Raw genomic sequence first — 18,773 nt, 5'->3', positions numbered from 1 at the left:
GCCCGCGCTGACCGCCCTACCTGTGGAATCGAGATATTCGTCAGGCTGGCATCCGGGCTACGCCGACGACCGTGACCGCAGCGTCGCCAGCGCCTTGTCGGCGTGCGAGTTGAAGTTGAACTCGCTGCCAATCACGTCGAGCACTCTGCGATCGGTGTCGATGACAAACGTCGTGCGCTTCACCGGCATCAGCTTGCCGAGCAGCCCGCGCTTGACCCCGAACTGGGCAGCAACTGCGCCATCGGCATCCGACAGCAACGGGTAGTCGAAGCTGTGCGCATCGGCGAACTTGGCCTGCTTGTCCACCGCGTCGGTGCTGATGCCGACCCGTTGCGCGCCGACAGCGGCGAACTCACCGGCCACGTCACGGAAGTGGCACGCCTCGCGGGTACAGCCCGGAGTCATCGCTGCGGGATAGAAGAACAGCACGACGGGCCCGTCGGCAAGCAGGGCACTCAACGTGCGCGGTGCTCCGGTCTGGTCGGGAAGCTCGAAGTCGGTCACGGTGTCACCGGTTTTCATGGCCGTCACGCTACGCCGGGGGTCGACGCGGTGTCGCCGAAGATGGCTTGGAAGATGGAGGGGTGCACGCCGACCTCGCCACCACCTCACGCGAGGACTTCCGCGCGCTCGCAGCCGAGCACCGGGTAGTCCCGGTGACACGCAAGGTGCTGGCCGACGCCGAGACGCCGCTGTCGGCCTACCGCAAACTGGCCGACAACCGGCCGGGAACCTTCCTGCTGGAATCGGCCGAGAACGGCCGGTCGTGGTCGCGGTGGTCGTTCATCGGCGCCGGCGCGCCGTCGGCGTTGACCGTGCGCGACGGCGAAGCGGCCTGGCTGGGCACGGTGCCCCAGGACGCGCCCACCGGTGGTGATCCGCTAGCGGCTCTGGATGCCACGCTCGAGTTGTTGGCCACCGCGGCGCTGCCCGGGCTTCCGCCGCTCTCGGGCGGCATGGTGGGCTTCTTCGCCTACGACCTGGTGCGACGGCTGGAACGGCTGCCCGCATTGGCCACCGACGACCTTCAGCTGCCCGACATGCTGCTGCTGTTGGCCACCGATCTGGCCGCCGTCGACCACCACGAGGGCACCATCACGCTGATCGCCAACGCGGTCAACTGGAACGGCACCGACGAGCGGGTGGACTGGGCTTACGACGACGCGATCGCCCGGCTCGACGTGATGACCGCGGCGCTGAGTCAGCCGCTGCCATCGACCGTCGCCACCTTCACCAGACCGGAGCCGCAACACCGAGCCCAGCGCACTGTGGAGGAGTACGGCGGGATCGTCGAGCGTCTGGTCGGGGAAATCGAGCGCGGCGAAGCGTTTCAAGTGGTGCCGTCGCAGCGCTTCGAGATGGACACCGATGTCGCACCGATGGATGTCTACCGAATGCTACGGGTATCCAACCCGAGCCCCTATATGTACCTGCTGCAGGTGCCGAATGATGCTGGCGGAACAGCATTTTCGATCGTGGGATCCAGCCCGGAGGCATTGGTCACCGTGCAGGACCAGTGGGCGACAACCCATCCGATCGCCGGGACCCGGTGGCGCGGACAGACCGAGGAAGAAGACCAGCTGCTGGAGAAGGAACTGCTGCACGACGACAAGGAGCGCGCCGAGCACCTGATGCTCGTCGATCTGGGCCGCAATGATCTCGGCCGGGTCTGCGTGCCCGGCACGGTGCGCGTCGAGGACTACAGCCACATCGAGCGCTACAGCCACGTCATGCACCTGGTCTCCACGGTGACCGGGCTGCTGGCCGAGGGCCGCACCGCGCTGGACGCCGTGACCGCCTGCTTCCCGGCGGGCACGCTGTCCGGTGCGCCGAAGGTGCGGGCGATGGAGCTGATCGAAGAGGTCGAGATGACGCGGCGCGGCCTGTACGGCGGCGTTATCGGCTACCTCGACTTCGCCGGTAACGCCGATTTCGCGATCGCGATCCGCACCGCGCTGATGCGCGACGGCACCGCCTATGTGCAGGCCGGCGGCGGAGTGGTGGCCGACTCCAACGGCCCCTACGAGCACACCGAGGCGACGAATAAGGCCCGCGCGGTGCTGAACGCGATCGCCGCCGCGGAGACGCTCTCCGCCCCGGACGCCGGCCGCAATGGCTGACCCTGGCCGGGGCCGGCTGGCGATCCGGATCGCCCAACTGCTGCTGGTGATCGCGGCAGCGGGGTTGTGGGCGGCCTCGCGGCTGCCGTGGGTTGCCGTCGAGTCGTTCGACGGGCTCGGACAACCCAAGACCGTTACCCTCTCCGGCGGGTCGTGGTCGACGGCTCTGCTGCCGTTGGCGGTGTTGCTGCTGGTCACAGCGGTGGCCACGGTCGCCGTGCGCGGCTGGCCGCTGCGCATGCTGGCGGTATTGGTGGCAGCGGCCAGCCTGGCGATCGGTTATCTCGCTGTCAGCCAGTGGGTGGTGCGGGACGTGGCGGTGCGAGCAGCTGACCTCGCGCACGTTTCGCTACTGACGCTGGTCGGAAGCCAGCGGTATCACACCGGTGCGGCGATAACCCTGGTGGCAGCGGTATGCACGCTGGTCGCGGCGGTATTGCTGATGCGGTCGGGCGCCCCGACGGGTGCCACGAAATATGTCGCACCAGCGGTCCGACGAGCGCAGGCCGAGCAGCACGACGGGGACATGTCGGAGCGGATGATCTGGGATGCGCTCGACGATGGCCGTGACCCGACGCGACACGACTCGGACTCCGAGGGTCGGTGACGGACCGCGCGCTGACGGCCGCTACCCTTTCGGTGAACGTCATCGAAATCTGCGGGGCCCGCGGGGAAGGACCGACAGGTATGAGTTCGGCAACCGTGCTCGACTCCATCATCGAGGGAGTCCGCGCCGACGTTGCCGCCCGCGAAGCCGTCGTGAGCCTGCCCGAGGTCAAAGCCGCCGCCGAGTCGATGCCGGCGCCGCTGGATGTGATGGCAGCGCTTCGTGAGCCGGGAATCGCAGTTATCGCCGAAGTCAAACGTGCCAGTCCGTCGGCGGGTCAACTGGCGTCGATCGCCGACCCGGCCAAGCTGGCGCGCACCTACGAGGACGGCGGCGCGCGAATTATCAGCGTGCTGACCGAGCAGCGCCGGTTCCATGGTTCGCTGGCTGATCTCGATGCGGTGCGCGCGGCCGTGTCGGTACCGGTGTTGCGTAAAGACTTTGTGGTGGGGCCCTATCAGATTCACGAGGCGCGTGCCCATGGCGCAGACATGCTGCTGCTCATCGTTGCCGCGCTTGAACAGTCGGCGTTGGTGTCGATGTTGGAGCGCACCGAGTCGCTCGGCATGACTGCGCTGGTCGAGGTCCACACCGAGGAAGAAGCCGACCGCGCGCTCAAAGCCGGCGCCCGGGTGATCGGGGTGAACGCCCGCGATCTGATGACGCTCAAAGTCGACCGGGATTGCTTCGCCCGCATCGCTCCTGGGCTACCGACCGACGTGATCAGAATTGCCGAATCCGGAGTGCGGGGCACTGCCGATCTGCTGGCCTATGCCGGCGCCGGCGCTGACGCGGTGTTGGTCGGCGAGGGTCTGGTCACCAGCGGCGATCCCCGCGCCGCCGTCGCCGACCTGGTCACCGCGGGCAGGCATCCCTCTTGCCCGAAGCCCGCCCGCTAGATCAGCTAGTCCGCATGGACATTGAGTGATGGCAGATTTTTCCGGTCCGGAACTCCCGCGTTCCAGCGCGGCCATCGCCGAACCGACTAGCCACGACCCCGATTCGCGAGGGCATTTCGGTGCGTACGGCGGCCGATTCGTCGCCGAGGCGTTGATGGCGGTGATCGAGGAGGTCACCGCGGCCTACGACAAGGCCCGTACCGATCAGGGGTTCCTGGACGCCCTCGATAAGTTGCAGGCGCACTACACCGGTCGGCCGTCCCCGCTGTACGAAGCCGCACGCCTGTCCGAGCACGCTGGCGGTGCGCGGATATTCCTCAAGCGAGAAGACCTGAACCACACCGGTTCTCACAAAATCAATAACGTGCTTGGGCAGGCCTTGCTGGCCCGCCAAATGGGTAAGACCCGGGTGATCGCCGAGACCGGCGCCGGCCAGCACGGGGTGGCGACCGCCACGGCGTGCGCGCTGCTCGGTCTGGAGTGCGTCATCTATATGGGCGCGGTCGACACGGCGCGCCAAGCGCTCAACGTGGCCCGCATGCGGTTATTGGGCGCCGAGGTGGTGTCGGTGGAATCCGGCTCGAAAACTCTCAAAGATGCGATCAACGAGGCTTTTCGAGATTGGGTCACCAACGCCGACAACACCTACTACTGCTTCGGCACTGCCGCGGGACCGCATCCGTTTCCGACCATGGTGCGCGATTTCCAGCGGGTCATCGGACTCGAAACGCGCGTGCAGATCCAGGATCAGGCCGGGCGATTGCCCGACGCCGTGACAGCGTGTGTCGGAGGCGGATCCAACGCCATCGGGATTTTCCACGCGTTCCTCGACGACCCCGGTGTTCGGCTGATCGGGTTCGAAGCCGCCGGCGACGGCGTCGAAACCGGGCGCCATGCCGCAACGTTCACCGGCGGGTCGCCGGGCGCGTTCCAGGGATCGTTCTCCTATCTGTTACAGGACGAGGACGGTCAAACCATTGAGTCACACTCGATTTCAGCAGGACTGGACTATCCCGGCGTCGGCCCGGAACACGCATGGCTCAAAGAAACCGGCCGCGCCGAGTACCGGCCGATCACCGACACCGAGGCAATGGATGCGTTCAGTTTGCTCTGCCGCACCGAGGGCATCATCCCTGCCATCGAATCTGCGCACGCCGTGGCAGGCGCGCTCAAGTTGGGCGTCGAGATGGGCAGGGGAGCGGTGATCGTGGTGAATTTGTCTGGCCGCGGCGACAAAGACGTCGAAACCGCAGCCAAGTGGTTCGGCCTGCTTACCGGTTCATCGGATGAGGGCCGTTCGTGATTGTCGAGCAGAGCGAAGCAAGCCGACTGGCCGAGCTTTTCAGTTCATGCCGTGGGGATAACCGGGCAGCGCTGATCGGTTATCTGCCCACGGGATACCCCGACGTTCCCGCGTCGGTCAGCGCGATGACCGCGTTGGTCGAATCAGGGTGCGACTTGGTCGAAGTCGGCGTTCCGTATTCGGATCCGGGAATGGACGGGCCGACGATCGCGACGGCTTCCGAGGTCGCGCTTCGTGGCGGTGTTCGAGTGCGAGACACCTTGGCCGCTGTTGAGGCCATCAGTGCCGCCGGTGGCCGCGCGGTCGTGATGACCTATTGGAACCCGGTGCTGCGCTATGGGGTTGACGCGTTCGCGCGGGACCTCGCCGCGGCCGGCGGCCATGGCCTCATCACGCCGGACCTCATCCCCGACGAGGCCGACGAGTGGTTGGCTGCCTCCGAGGAGCACCGGTTGGATCGCATCTTCCTCGTCGCGCCGTCGTCGACGCCGCAGCGCTTGGCGGCGACGGCAGACGCATCACGGGGCTTCGTCTACGCTGCATCGATCATGGGTGTCACCGGTGCGCGTAACGCGGTCTCGCAGGCCGCCCCCGAGTTAGTGCGCCGGGTACGAGCGGTTTCGGATATACCCGTCGGCGTCGGCCTGGGTGTGCGGTCGGCTGAGCAAGCGGCGGAAATCGCCGGATACGCTGACGGGGTCATCGTCGGCTCGGCGCTGGTGTCAGCGCTGGCCGACGGCGTCACCGCGCTCCGGGCACTGACCGAAGAGCTTGCTGTGGGTGTGCGCCAAAGGATTTCCACATAATGACGACGACTGTTCTTGCGTATTTTCCCAGTCCGCCACGAGGAGTGTGGCATCTTGGACCCGTCCCGATCCGGGCCTACGCGGTGTTCATCATCATCGGCATCGTGGCCGCGCTGGTGATCGGCGATCGGCGGTGGGTGGCTCGGGGCGGCGAGCGCGGGGTCATCTACGACATCGCGCTGTGGGCCGTGCCTTTCGGGTTGATCGGTGGCCGGCTCTATCATGTGGCCACCGATTGGCGGACGTATTTCGGTGAGTTCGGCTTAGGTCCGCTCGCGACCTTGCGCATTTGGGACGGCGGATTAGGGATCTGGGGCGCCGTGGCTTTCGGCGGCGTCGGTGCGTGGATCGGCTGTCGCAATCGCGGCATCCCGCTGCCCGCCTTCGCTGATGCGATCGCACCCGGAATTGTGTTGGCGCAGGCGATCGGTCGGCTCGGAAATTACTTCAACCAGGAGCTCTACGGCCGGGAGACCACGCTGCCCTGGGGCCTGGAGATCTTCAGCCGCGGCCCGTACGGATGTAGCGGCCAACAACCACTTGACGGCGTATCGACCGGCGAATTGTGCGTCGTCGTGCACCCGACGTTTCTCTACGAATTACTCTGGAACGTCCTGGTATTCGTCGCGCTCATTTATCTCGATCGACGATTCAGAATCGGGCATGGCCGACTGTTTGCGCTATACGTCGCCGGGTATTGCTTCGGAAGATTCTGTGTCGAGCTGCTACGCGACGACGCTGCGACCCACATCGCCGGGATCCGAATCAACTCCTTCACAGCGACTTTCGTCTTCATCGGTGCCGTGGTCTATCTCATTCTGGCACCCAAGGGCCGCGAGGATCTGGCGGCGCCTGCCGCGACGGCTGCCGAGAAACCGGAGTCGGAGCGGGCTGCGGAGCTTGCACCTGTGGCATCCGCCGCCGCGGGCGCGGGTACTGCGGAGTCGGTTGATTCCGGAGAACCGGCGACTGCGGCGGAAGCCGAAGCGGTCGAGCCCGAGGAGCTCGATACGGCGGCGACGCAGGCTGCCGATGACGAATCGGAGGCGGTCGCGGCAGCGGCCGAAGAAGCTGAAGCCGACGCGGCCGTGGCCGAGGAGCTCGATACGGCGGCGACGCAGGCTGCCGATGACGAATCGGAGGCGGTCGCGGCAGCGGCCGAAGAAGCTGAAGCCGACGCGGCCGTGGCCGAGGTAGCGGCCGACGCCGAGCAGCCCGAAGCTGAGGAAGCTGTCCTTGAAGAGCCCGAACTTGTGGCCGACGCCGAGCCTGAGGCTGAAGGTGAGGAAGCTGAGGCCGAAGCTGAGCCGCCAGAGGCAGAAGACGCAGCCGAGGAGCCCGAGCACGAGGCCGAAGCGGAGGAGGCCGAGGAAGCAGAAGCGGAGGCCGACGCCGAGCAGCCCGAAGCTGCGGAAGCTGAGCTCGACGAGCCCGTGCTTGAGGCCGACGCCGAGCCCGAGGCCGAAGGTGAGGAAGCTGAGGCCGAAGCGGAGGAGCCTGAGCCCGCAGAGGTCGAGGAGCCCGAGCACGAGGCCGAAGCGGAGGAGGCCGAGGAAGCAGAAGCGGAGGCCGACGCCGAGCAGCCCGAAGCTGAAGCTGAGGAAGCTGTCCTCGAAGAGCCTGAGCTTGAGGCCGAAGCCGAGCCCGAGGCCGAAGCGGAGAAGCCTGAGCCCGCAGAGGCCGAGGAAGCAGCGGCCGAGGCTGATGCCGAGGCGCCCGAGTCTGAGGTTGAGGAAGCAGAGTCCGACGAGGCTGAGGAAGAGCCCGAACCAGCTGACGTCATCGACGGGGAAAGCGAACCACCCGCCGTCGAAGACGACGCCGAAGAACCGGTGCCGGACGTGACGGAGCCGGCCAGCCCCACCCCAACGGGGTGGAGGTCGCGGCTGAGCAGGCTAAGGCGCAGGTCGACGAGATAACGACCCGCGATCGCCGGTGGAACTGGCATGCTGAAGGACGTGACCGACTCTTCTGGTGAATCGCGTCCGCAGCAACCGGGCTATCCGCCGTATTCGCCGCCGCCACCGCAACCGTATCCGCCGGGCAACGTTGCCGACCCGGCGGCGCCCTACGGTCGGCACCCCGTGACCGGCGAGCCGCTGTCGGACAAATCGAAGGTCGTGGCCGGCCTTCTTCAGCTGATCGGACTGGTCGGCATCGTTGGTGTCGGCCGCATCTACATCGGGCAGACCGGGCTGGGCATCGCGCAGATGATCGTGGGTCTGGTGACCTTTGGCGTCGGTGCCGCGATTTGGGGCATCGTCGACGCCGTATTGATGCTCACCGACAAGGTGCGCGACCCGCAGGGCCGGCCACTGCGCGATGGAACCTAGCCGAGGTGTAATCGGTTCTGGCGCGCTGCTAATTGGCGCCGTCGCATACGTCGGGCTGGTGGACCCCCATCAGCAAAATTCGATCTACCCCGCCTGCCCGTTCCGGCTGCTCACCGGCTGGAACTGCCCGTTGTGCGGAGGGCTTCGCGTGACGCACGACGTACTGCACGGCGATCTCGTCGCCGCAGTCGCCGACAACATGTTTGTGCTCATGGGCCTTCCGCTGCTGGCGGCGTGGATCGTGCTGCGCCGCCACCGCCACAAAGCGGTACTGCCGTTGCCTGCGATCGTCACTGTTGTGATCGCCACAATCGCGTGGTCCGTGCTGCGCAACCTGCCTGGTTTCCCGCTGGTTCCGATGCTCGTTACCGGGTAGGTCGGCCACCGCGACTATGCTGTGTCGTCGTGACGCGGCGCGGCAAGATCGTCTGTACTCTCGGCCCGGCCAGCAACACCGACGAGTCGGTCAGAGCGCTGGTCGAGGCTGGAATGGACGTCGCCCGAATGAACTTCAGCCACGGCGACTACAGCGATCACAAGGCCGCTTACGAACGCGTTCGCGCGGCTTCGGACGCCACCGGTCGCGCTGTCGGGCTGCTGGCTGACCTACAGGGCCCGAAGATCCGTTTGGGCCGGTTCGCGGACGGCCCAACTTACTGGGCAAACGGCGAAACGGTGCGGATCACCGTCGCTGACTGCCCGGGCAGCCACGATCGAGTGTCAACGGCCTACAAACAGTTGGCCCAAGATGCACTCCCCGGTGACCGGGTTCTGATCGACGACGGCAAGGTCGGCTTGGTGGTCGAAGACATCGACGGCGACGACGTGGTCTGCACCGTCACCGAAGGTGGGCCGGTCAGTAACAACAAGGGAATGTCGCTGCCCGGGATGAACGTGTCGGCTCCTGCCTTGTCGGAGAAGGACATTGAGGATCTGGAGTTCGCACTGGACCTGGGTGTCGACATGGTGGCGCTGTCGTTCGTGCGGTCGCCGTCCGATGTCGAGTTGGTGCATGAGGTGATGGACCGCGTCGGGCGCCGGGTGCCGGTGATCGCCAAACTCGAGAAGCCAGAAGCCATCGACAATCTGGAAGCGGTGGTACTGGCCTTCGATGCCGTGATGGTGGCCCGAGGTGACTTAGGCGTCGAGCTGCCACTCGAAGAAGTCCCGCTGGTGCAGAAGCGGGCCATCCAAATGGCCCGGGAGAACGCGAAACCCGTCATCGTCGCCACCCAGATGCTCGACTCGATGATCGAGAACTCCCGCCCGACTCGCGCCGAGGCGTCCGACGTCGCCAACGCAGTGCTGGACGGCGCGGACGCGCTGATGCTGTCCGGGGAAACCGCCGTCGGCAAGCACCCGCTCGCCGCAGTGCAGACGATGGCACGAATTGTCTGCGCCGTCGAAGAGAATTCGACAGCCGCACCGCCGCTGACGCACGTGCCCCGCACCAAACGCGGCGTGATCTCCTACGCCGCGCGCGACATCGGCGAGCGGCTCGATGCGAAAGCCCTTGTCGCATTCACCCAGTCCGGGGATACTGTGCGGCGGCTGGCCCGATTGCACACCCCACTGCCGCTGCTGGCCTTCACGCCACTGCCCGAGGTGCGCAGCCAACTTGCGATGACATGGGGCACCGAGACTTTCATCGTTCCGACGATGCAGTCCACCGACGCGATGATCCGTTTAGTCGACAAAGCGTTGCTCGATCTTGGCCGCTACAAACGCGGTGATCTCGTCGTCATCGTCGCGGGCGCCCCGCCCGGCACCGTCGGCTCCACCAACTTGATTCACGTGCACCGCATCGGCGAGGACGACGTCTAGAACGTGTCCGACTTCGACGAGTTGATGGCGATACTGGATCTTCACTGCGTGGCCGACGACGTCTTCATCGGATCGCACGCGAGCAAAAATCCGCCTCGAACCTTCGGCGGCCAGCTCATGGCGCAATCGTTCGTGGCGGCCAGTCGCACACTGACCCGCGACCTGCCGGCCAACGCGTTCTCCGTTCACTTCATCAACGGCGGCGACATCGACAAGGACATCGAATTCCGGGTGTTGCGGTTGCGCGACGAACGCCGCTTCGCCAACCGCCGCATCGATGTGACGCAGAACGGCACGCTGCTGGCGACCGGAATGATCTCGTACCTGTCCGGCGGACGCGGCCTCGAGCACAACATCGAACCGCCCGACGTCGCCCAACCGGATGCCTTGACACCGGTCAAAGAGCAGCTGCGCGGCTACGAGGACAAAGTTCCGTTGTTCGTCAACGCACTGCAGCCGATCGAGTGGCGCTACACCAACGACCCATCCTGGGTGATGCGCGACAAGGGAGAGCGGCTCGACTACAACCGCGTCTGGGTGAAAGCCGACGGGAAGCTGCCCGACGACCCCACGCTGCACACCGCGACGATGCTGTACTGCTCGGACACCACGGTGCTGGACTCGATCATCACCACCCATGGGCTGTCGTGGGGATTCGACCGCATTTTTGCCGCCACCGTCAATCACTCGGTGTGGTTTCACCGCCAGGTCAATTTCGACGACTGGGTGCTGTACTCCACGTCGTCGCCGGTGGCGACGGATTCGCGTGGGTTGGGCACCGGTTATTTCTTCGATCGTTCCGGACAGCCAGTAGCCACGGTGGTGCAGGAAGGCGTCGTCAAATATTTTCCCAGTTCACGGGGATAACGACCGAGCGGCGGCACACGGCAACGATCTGATTGCGACCCGCGCCAGACCAGTACAGCAATCAGGGTCGAGGCGTAGCGTTCTGGGTATTACACCTAGACCGGAATGGCCACGTGGAGCAACCGGAGGAGCGTGTGAACCAGTCGTCGGTCGGCGTCGCCCCCAGCGTCCGCGCAGGCGAGCGGGTCGTCGTTCACGTCGATTCGCCCGCGGCGCGCTGGATTGGCGCGTTTGCCCTGCTCGGCGCGACGTGCTGGTTGATCGCGATCGTTGTCCGCGAACACTTGCAGGCCGACTGGGAGCCCGCGGGCCGGTTGGCATGGTCGCTGACGGTGCTGGCCGCGGTCGCGCTGATCGCCCGTGGCATCTTTCTGGGTCGTCCGGTGACTGCGAAGCACGCGGCGGTTGCGGTCTTCATGTTGTTCGCCGGCATAGCCGCGCATGTGCTGTCCTTCGATCTGCTGGGCCATCTACTGGTCGCCGGGACCGGGCTGGCGCTGATGTGGCCAACATCGGCGCGCCCGCAACCGGCGGATCTGCCCAAGGTGTGGGCGCTGATCCAAGCGACCGCCGGGGACCCGCTGGCACCGTTCGCCATGCAGGTGGGCAAGTGCTACCACTTCAGTTCCGACGGTAAGGCGGCCCTGGCATACTGCACCCGCATCGGGTATGCCGTCGTCAGCGGTGACCCGATCGGCGACGAAGCGCAATTTTCGCAACTGGTCGCCGATTTCGCGGGCATGTGCCACACCCGCGGTTGGCGGATTGTGGTGTTGTGTTGCAGCGAGCAGAAACTCGGGTTGTGGAGCGACTCAGCCGCGCTGGGACAGCCGTTGCGGGCGGTGCCGATCGGTCGAGATGTCGTTATCGACGTGCGCGACTTCGAAATGGTCGGCCGTAAGTTCCGCAATCTACGTCAGGCCGTCAAGCGCACTCACAATTGCGGTATCACCACCGAGATCCTGTGCGAACAGAACCTTGACGCGCAGCAACTTGCCGAACTGACCGAAGTGCTGAAAGCGTCGCCCAGCGGCGCCCACACCGAACGCGGATTTTCGATGGCGCTCGACGGCGCGTTGGAAGGTCGCTACCCAGGGGTGCAATTGATCGTGGCCAGGGATGCCGCGGGACGAGTGCAGGGCTTCCACCGCTACGCGGTTGCCGGCGGCGGAAGCGATCTGTCTCTTGACGTGCCGTGGCGCCGACGCGGGTCGCCCAACGGAATCGACGAGCGCCTCAGTGTCGACATGGTTAACGCTGCTAAAGAGGCTGGGGCACAACGGCTATCGTTGGCATTCGCTGCGTTCCCGGAGATCTTCGACGAAAAGCACCGCTCACGGACGCAGAGCATTTTCTACCGGCTGATTCACCTTGGCGACCCACTGATCGCGCTCGAATCGCTGTACCGCTATCTGCGCAAGTTCCGTTCGCTGGGCGACCGGCGTTATGCGCTGGTGAGATTGACCCAGGTGGTTCCGCTGCTCTACGTGCTGATGTCGCTAGAGTTCATGCCGCGACGACGGCGGCTTTGAACTGGCGCCTACGGCGTGGGCGGGGGAGTTGTCAGCGTGCCGCTGATGCGGTTCTGGACCTTTTCCCGGAACTGATCCGCGCACTGCTGTTGGCGGGTTCGGTTCGAGCCGGCGTTCTCCAGGCAGTCAAAGTAGGTGTCACCGCCGACGTCTTTCCAAAGCGCAAACCAGATCGGAATGAAGGCCAAGCCGACGACGATCGCCACGATGCCCAGCGCGATACCGGCGATGGCGACTCCGCCATTGTTGGCGCGGCCGCGTTTGGCCCGCGACCATCCGAAAATTCCGACCGCCACGGCAGCGATTCCGAGGATGACGCCGCCGAAGACCGACCACACCATCGCCAGTCCAACAATGGCCACCACCAGCGCGACAACGCCGAGTCCGTTCCGTGGCGCGACAGGGGGCGTCGGATAACCGAAATACGTTTGGCGTGGCGTCAGATAGTCGCCGGGCGGATATGGATATGGGTACGGATACTGCTGGTACGGCGTTCCGGTTTCCGTACTCTTCTCAGGCGTTCCGGGCTTCTCCGACGGTCCGTCGGGGAATTCGGTCATGGCTCGCTCTCCGGATCGGGCGGCGTGGACGACTGTCAGCCAGGGTACCTGCCATCACCAATGGCTAGTTCGGCACAGTGCATGGAATGGGGCAACTGGTGGGTGGCCACCACGACGGATCGTTGTTCGTCGATGAGCCCACTGGTCGGGTCGAGGAGAGCACGCAGAAGCGGTTCGGCGTCAGCGGCATCGAGATGTTCGGTCGGTTCGTCGAGCAGTACGATTCGCGCCGGCGAGATCATCGCTCGGGCCAGCAACAGTCGCCTGCGCTGACCCGCCGACAGCGCCTGCGCTCCGCCAGCCAACACCGTCGCCAAACCATCGGGGAGGCGGGTCACCCACCCGTCGAGGCCGACCCGCCGCAGTATCGCGGCCAGCTCGTCATCTCGGCAGTTGCCTCGGGCTACCAACAAGTTGTCCCGCACAGTGGTCGCGAAGATATGCGCATCTTCGGCGAAAAAGCCGATTGCAGAGCGTAATTCAGGCTCAGCAATGTTGTCGAGGCGCACACCGTCGAGAGTGACGTCTCCGTGCAACGGCGGCAGCAACCCGGCAAGCGTCATCAGCAGTGTCGTTTTGCCCGAGCCGCTGGCGCCGGTGACGGCGAGCCTCGCGCCTGGGGCCAGATCAATGGTCCGGGGGCGCAGCGCGCGCGACCCGGGATGACCACTACGCACATCCACCGCACGGAGTCGGCCCGCTGCCGAAGCCGGTGGCGTGACCCGGGTGGTCCGGTTAGTCGGCGGCGCTGCGGGAAGCAGGTCGCGCAGGCGTCGCGCGGCCAGCCGTGACCGCGTCAATTGGACGGCGGCGGCAGGTAGCGCCAGCGTGGCCTCGAAGGCCGACAGTGGCAACAACATCAAAATCGCCAGTGTCGTCGGAGCGACGGTACCGGCCATGGCGATGCCCGCCACCGCGGCGCCCAGCACGCTGACTCCGATCGCGGCGGTCGGCATCGCCTCGGCGATCGCGGCCGGTTTTGCCGCGGAGTCGATGGCGTCGCCCCAATTACGCTGGCGCTGCTGAGACTCAGTGATAACGCCGGGCAGCGTGCCGCCGACGCGTAGCTCAGACGCGTGGTCCAGCGCCAGCATCGCCGAGACGTTTCGGTCCGAATGATGCTGCTGCGCCAGGGCTTCCTGGGCGGTTGCCGCGCGCGCAGCCAGCCAGGGTGCGACGACACCAACAGCCAGCAGGCAGAGCGCCATGATCACTGCGGCCGGTACGGAGATGACCGCGACGACGGCCGTCGCCCCCACGGCCAGTACCGCCGCAACGCTGATGGGCAACACGGCGCGGACCAGCGTGTCGGCCAACTGGTCGACATCAGTGCCAACGCGGGCAACTAGTTCGCCGCTGTGCAGCCGGGCCGCGACTTCGGCCGGTCCGTGCGCCAGGCGGTGATAGATCTCGGTGCGGGCGGTGCCCGCGGCGCGCAGTGCGGTGTCGTGGCTGGCCAGCCGCTCGCAATAGTGCAGTACCCCACGGGAAATCGCGAATGTTCGTACCGCCACCACGGCGACCGATAGATCCAGCACCGGCGGCATCTGCCACGCACGGGTAATCAGCCAGGCCGATACTCCGGCCAACGCCAACGCGCTGGTCAACGAGAGTGCGCCGAGTGTGATGGCCAGCAGCAGCCGCGGCAGGCGCGGGCGTAGTAACCGTATCGCGGTCGGCGAAGCATCAGACGTGGGCATGATCCTCCGCACAGACCTCGACGACTCGATCACCGATGCCGACGACCTGCTGACGATGTCCGACAACCACCACGATCGCACCGGCGCGGGCTCGTTCGATGATCGCCTGTAACACCCCGGCCTCAGTTTCCGCATCGAGGTGAGCGGTGGGCTCGTCGAGCAGCAGCACCGGCGCCGCCGACCCGAGCGCACGGGCCAGACCGAGGCGCTGCCGCTGACCCAGCGACAAGCCGACACCGCCCCGGCCAACCACGGTGCGCAGTCCATCCGGCAGGTCCGCCAGCACCGCATCAAATCCAGCTGCGGCGCAGGCGCTTTCACCATCGGGCAGTTGGCCGAACAGAGCCAGGTTGTCAGCGATGGTGCCAGGTACTATTACCGGCCGCTGTGCCAGCCAGGAGACTTCACGCCACCACGCCGACGGGTCCAAGTCGGTGACGTCGATACCGGCAACGGTGACCCGGCCCGACGTGGGCATGGTGATACCCGCGATCACCTGCAAGGTGGTGCTTTTGCCGACCCCGTTGGCCCCGGTGAGCACGGTCACCTGACCGGGCTCGAGCACCGCGCTGAGTTCACGCGGTGACCAGCCGTCACGACCCGCAACACTGAGATCCTCGATCCTGATCGTCGCGCCGCGGGCGGTCACCGTGCGCGAACCATGCACCGCGGCCGCTGAGCCCTCGATCAACGCGAACGCCTTGTCCGCCGCGGCGCGACCGTCCTGGGCGGCGTGGAACTCGACGCCAATGCGCCGCAGCGGCCAGTACGCGTCGGGCACCAGTAGCAAGACCGTCAACGCCGCAGTGAGGCTGATTTCACCGAACACCAGCCGTAGACCGATGCTGACCGCGACGACGGCGACACCTAGCATGGCCAGCAGCTCCAGCACCAGCGCGGAGAGGAAAGCGATCCGCAACGTCGCCATCGTCGAACGCCGGTGAGCCGCACCGAGTTCGGCAATGCGATGCTCGGGGCCGCTGGCACGCCCGAGGGCACGCAGGGTGGGGATCCCGGCGATCAAATCCAGCAGCCGGGCCTGCAGCGTGGTCATCGCGGCGAGTGCAGCTTCAGAGCGGTCGGCGGTCGCCATGCCGATCAGCACCATGAAGACCGGAATAAGCGGCAGGGTGATCAGCACTATCACCGCCGATTTGAGATCGTAGGCTGCCAGCACGATCACGCTGGCTGGGGTCAGGATCGCCGCCAGCAGCAACGCTGGCAGGTATGCGGTGAGGTATGGGCGCAACCCGTCCAGCCCGCGCGTTACCACTACCGCGGCGGCGTCGTGCTGTTCTGCTTGTCGCCGGGGTTCTCGCATCGTCACCGCCGTGAGTACCTGACCGCTGAGATCGGCGATCACCGCGCTGGCCCCGCGTTGGCCTAACCGTGCCTGAAACCATTGCGTCACAGTCCGAAGCGCCCACAACGCCGACAGGATCGACAGCGCCGGTGCCCACTGCAGGAGATTGCGTCCGGCGGGATCGGTGATTACCCGAGCGACAATGTGTGCCACGATGATCGCCGAGCCGATCGCGCAGGCGGAGATCACGACACCGCAGCACACGGTCGCCGCCAAGAAGCTGCGCAGCGGGGCAGACCGCCGCCACAGTCGCGGGTCCAGCGGTGCCCGGCTGCTCGCGTTCAGGATGATCGCCTTACCAGCCCGATCGCCGGCGGTATCCGGTCAGCCGAAAGGCGCTGGCGGAAAACCCAATACGTCCACCCTTGGTACACCATGGCCAACGGTGCGAAGATCGCCGCCGCCCACGTCATGATCTTCAATGTGTACGGGGTGGAGGACGCGTTCTCGATCGTCACGCTCCACTGCGGGTTCAGCGTCGATGGCACCAGGTTCGGATACAACGCGCCGAACAGCAACACCACCACTGCGGCGACGACCACGGCAGCGCAGCAGAAGGCCCAACCTTCGCGCTTGCGGCCGGTCACCAATACTACCGCTGCCAACTGCGCGATGACCGCAACGGCCAATACCAGCCAGGTCCAGGTTTTGCCATGGGCCAGTTGGGTCCAAATCCCGAAGCCGCCAACCAGTGCCGTCACCGGCAGTGACAGCCAGCCCGCGATCCGCAACGCGTCGTCGCGGATCGAGCCTGATGTTTTCAGCGCGATGAACAGCGCGCCGTAGAACAGGAACAGGCCCGCCGTAGCGAAACCGCCCAGCACCGTATAGGTGTTGAGCACATCAGTGATGGACAGGTGAACATGATGGTTGGCATCCACCGGAAGGCCGCGGACCAGGATGGCGAACGCGACTCCCCACAGCACCGCGGGCAGCCAGGAGCCGGCCGCGATCCCGAAGTCGGCCCAGCCGCGCCACTGCGTGTCGTCGATCTTGCCGCGCCATTCGATGGCTACCGCGCGCAGGATCATGCCGAACAGGATTGCCAGCAGCGGCAGGTAGAGCGTGGAGAACACGGTGGCATACCAGCCGGGGAATGCGGCGAACATTGCTCCGCCGGCAGTGATCAGCCACACCTCATTGCCGTCCCATACCGGGCCGATGGTGTTGAGCGCGGCGCGCCGGTTTATTTCCGGGTCGCCGCTGCCCAGCCGGGCCAGGGGCTCCATGAGCATGCCCACACCGAAGTCGAAACCCTCGAGGATGAAGAATCCGAGGAACAACACCGCGAGCATGCCGAACCACAGTTGGTGAAGTGCCACAGGTCAACTCCTCTCGTATTGTCCTAGTAAGCGAACGACAGCGGTGCCACCTCGTCGGCGTCGGGTGGGCTCGGCGGTGCCGGCTCGGCGTCGTGTTCCTGCGGTCCTTCCACGACATAGCGCTTCAGCAAAAAGAACCAGATGACCGCCAGAACCGCATAGACCAGCGTGAACGTCACCAGCGACGTGACCACCATGCCGGGCGCATGGTTTGACACGCCTTCGGCGACAGTGAGGCGGACCTGCTGGTCGCCGGTTGGGTTAGGCACGACGATCCAGGGCTGGCGGCCCATCTCGGTGAATACCCACCCGGCGCTGTTGGCCAAAAACGGTGCGGGAATGGTGAATAACGCCAACCACGAGAACCACCGCTGATCAGGGATCCGGCCGCGGCGGGTCAACCACAAGGCGGTCACCGCGAACAGCAGCGGAATCGCCAGAAATCCGATCATCGCGCGGAAGGACCAGTAGGTGACGAACAGGTTGGGTCGGTAGTCGCCTGCGCCGAACCGATCTTGGTAGTCGCGCTGGATATCGCGTACCCCTTGCAGCGTCACGTCGTTGAATCGACCCTCGGCCAAAAACGGCAGCACATACGGCACCTCGATGACGCGGGTCAGAGCATCGCAGTTGTTCTGCCGGCCCACGGTCAGGATGGAGAAGTCGGGGTCGGTGGCGGTGTCGCACAATGATTCTGCCGACGCCATTTTCATCGGCTGCTGAGCGAACATCAACTTGCCCTGCGCATCACCAGTGAAGAACAATCCGACCGCCGCCGCAAGCGCGACCCAGCAACCCATAATCGTCGCGGGGCGGTACATGGTGCGCGCGTCGTCACTGGCGGTTCCGTTGTGCGAGCGCACCATCCACCACGCGCACACCGCTGCGACGAATGTTCCGCCGGTCAGCAACGCGCCGGTGACAGCATGTGAGACCGCGGCCTGGGCAGTGTTATTCGTGAAGAGAGCCAGAATGCTGTCCAACTCGGCACGCTTGGTTTCCGGGTTGTAGTGCGCGCCGACCGGGTGCTGCATGAACGAGTTGGCCGCAATGATGAAGAACGCGGACACATTGACCGAGACCGCGACAACCCAGATGCATGCCAGGTGCACCAGCCTGGGCAGCCTGCTCCATCCGAAGATCCACAACCCGATGAAGGTGGACTCGAAGAAGAATGCGGCCAGACCTTCCATGGCCAATGGCGCGCCGAAGACGTCGCCGACGAACCGGGAATACTCGCTCCAGTTCATCCCGAACTGGAATTCCTGGACGATCCCGGTTGCCACGCCGAGTGCGAAGTTGATCAAAAACAGCTTGCCGAAGAACTTGGTGAGTCGATACCACGCCACGTTGTCGGTGACGACCCATATCGTCTGCATGACGGCGATCAGCGGCGCCAGGCCAATCGTTAGCGGCACGAAAATGAAGTGGTAGACGGTGGTGATCCCGAACTGCCACCGCGATACGTCGACGACGTCCATCTGGCATCTCCCCAAACTGCGGAGCGCGTACTGCTACGACCAACTACGACGCAGTG

At 65.6% G+C, this 18,773-nt stretch carries 17 protein-coding genes; 11 read left to right on the top strand and 6 right to left on the bottom strand.

Features of this window, described 5'->3' with window-relative positions; all coding sequences use genetic code 11:
* Positions 1-57: 57 nt before the first annotated feature.
* Positions 58-522 carry a peroxiredoxin gene (locus AC5Y49_RS19830; protein WP_499890137.1) on the bottom strand — a complete coding sequence of 155 codons (465 nt, stop codon included), beginning with the start codon at positions 520-522 and terminating at the stop codon, positions 58-60.
* Between the two features lie 62 nt (positions 523-584).
* Between AC5Y49_RS19830 and AC5Y49_RS19825 the strand changes: the two genes are divergently transcribed.
* The 11 genes from AC5Y49_RS19825 (at position 585) to AC5Y49_RS19775 (ending at position 12,291) form a co-directional block, all read left to right on the top strand.
* Complete coding sequence (locus AC5Y49_RS19825; RefSeq protein WP_499890134.1) at positions 585-2,120, top strand: anthranilate synthase component I; 1,536 nt, start codon at positions 585-587, stop codon at positions 2,118-2,120.
* Complete coding sequence (locus AC5Y49_RS19820) at positions 2,113-2,727, top strand: TIGR02234 family membrane protein (RefSeq protein ID WP_499890133.1); 615 nt, start codon at positions 2,113-2,115, stop codon at positions 2,725-2,727. Before AC5Y49_RS19825 ends, AC5Y49_RS19820 begins: the two co-directional genes overlap by 8 nt.
* An 80-nt stretch (positions 2,728-2,807) precedes the next feature.
* Positions 2,808-3,626, top strand: coding sequence for an indole-3-glycerol phosphate synthase TrpC (gene trpC / locus AC5Y49_RS19815; RefSeq protein WP_499890130.1), 819 nt, complete (start codon positions 2,808-2,810; stop codon positions 3,624-3,626).
* Between the two features lie 28 nt (positions 3,627-3,654).
* Positions 3,655-4,929 carry a tryptophan synthase subunit beta gene (gene trpB, locus AC5Y49_RS19810; RefSeq protein WP_499890126.1) on the top strand — a complete coding sequence of 425 codons (1,275 nt, stop codon included), beginning with the start codon at positions 3,655-3,657 and terminating at the stop codon, positions 4,927-4,929.
* Positions 4,926-5,735: a tryptophan synthase subunit alpha gene (gene trpA, locus AC5Y49_RS19805; protein ID WP_499890124.1), complete on the top strand. Its 810-nt coding sequence runs from the start codon at positions 4,926-4,928 to the stop codon at positions 5,733-5,735. The genes trpB and trpA overlap by 4 nt, the downstream gene beginning before the upstream one ends.
* Positions 5,735-7,654, top strand: coding sequence for a prolipoprotein diacylglyceryl transferase (lgt, locus tag AC5Y49_RS19800; RefSeq protein WP_499890119.1), 1,920 nt, complete (start codon positions 5,735-5,737; stop codon positions 7,652-7,654). The genes trpA and lgt overlap by 1 nt, the downstream gene beginning before the upstream one ends.
* Before the next feature lie 27 nt (positions 7,655-7,681).
* The gene (locus tag AC5Y49_RS19795) at positions 7,682-8,068 is read left to right on the top strand and encodes an NINE protein (protein ID WP_499890117.1); all 387 of its coding nucleotides are present in this window, start codon (positions 7,682-7,684) and stop codon (positions 8,066-8,068) included.
* Entirely contained in the window at positions 8,058-8,444 is a 387-nt protein-coding gene (locus AC5Y49_RS19790; protein WP_499890114.1) for a DUF2752 domain-containing protein, read from the top strand. Before AC5Y49_RS19795 ends, AC5Y49_RS19790 begins: the two co-directional genes overlap by 11 nt.
* Before the next feature lie 29 nt (positions 8,445-8,473).
* Positions 8,474-9,892, top strand: coding sequence for a pyruvate kinase (gene pyk, locus AC5Y49_RS19785; protein ID WP_499890110.1), 1,419 nt, complete (start codon positions 8,474-8,476; stop codon positions 9,890-9,892).
* A gap of 24 nt (positions 9,893-9,916) precedes the next feature.
* Positions 9,917-10,759, top strand: a complete 843-nt coding sequence (locus AC5Y49_RS19780; protein ID WP_499890256.1) for an acyl-CoA thioesterase II — start codon at positions 9,917-9,919, stop codon at positions 10,757-10,759.
* A gap of 134 nt (positions 10,760-10,893) precedes the next feature.
* Positions 10,894-12,291 carry a bifunctional lysylphosphatidylglycerol flippase/synthetase MprF gene (locus tag AC5Y49_RS19775; RefSeq protein WP_499890106.1) on the top strand — a complete coding sequence of 466 codons (1,398 nt, stop codon included), beginning with the start codon at positions 10,894-10,896 and terminating at the stop codon, positions 12,289-12,291.
* Between the two features lie 8 nt (positions 12,292-12,299).
* Here the strand turns inward: AC5Y49_RS19775 and AC5Y49_RS19770 are convergent, their stop codons facing one another.
* The 5 genes from AC5Y49_RS19770 to AC5Y49_RS19750 form a co-directional block, all read right to left on the bottom strand.
* Positions 12,300-12,851, bottom strand: a complete 552-nt coding sequence (locus AC5Y49_RS19770) for a DUF4190 domain-containing protein (RefSeq protein ID WP_499890104.1) — start codon at positions 12,849-12,851, stop codon at positions 12,300-12,302.
* Positions 12,852-12,886: 35 nt separating this feature from the next.
* Positions 12,887-14,551: a thiol reductant ABC exporter subunit CydC gene (gene cydC / locus AC5Y49_RS19765; RefSeq protein WP_499890102.1), complete on the bottom strand. Its 1,665-nt coding sequence runs from the start codon at positions 14,549-14,551 to the stop codon at positions 12,887-12,889.
* The gene (cydD, locus tag AC5Y49_RS19760) at positions 14,538-16,118 is read right to left on the bottom strand and encodes a thiol reductant ABC exporter subunit CydD (protein ID WP_499890254.1); all 1,581 of its coding nucleotides are present in this window, start codon (positions 16,116-16,118) and stop codon (positions 14,538-14,540) included. Before cydD ends, cydC begins: the two co-directional genes overlap by 14 nt.
* 77 nt (positions 16,119-16,195) lie before the next feature.
* Positions 16,196-17,236, bottom strand: coding sequence for a cytochrome d ubiquinol oxidase subunit II (gene cydB / locus AC5Y49_RS19755; protein ID WP_499890100.1), 1,041 nt, complete (start codon positions 17,234-17,236; stop codon positions 16,196-16,198).
* A gap of 23 nt (positions 17,237-17,259) precedes the next feature.
* Entirely contained in the window at positions 17,260-18,717 is a 1,458-nt protein-coding gene (locus tag AC5Y49_RS19750; RefSeq protein WP_499890096.1) for a cytochrome ubiquinol oxidase subunit I, read from the bottom strand.
* Between the last annotated feature and the right edge of the window lie 56 nt (positions 18,718-18,773).

The organism is Mycobacterium sp. NGS62 (assembly GCF_059812285.1).
The sequence above is the reverse complement of the archived record's forward strand: the minus strand, read 5'-3'. Positions and strand labels throughout refer to the sequence as shown.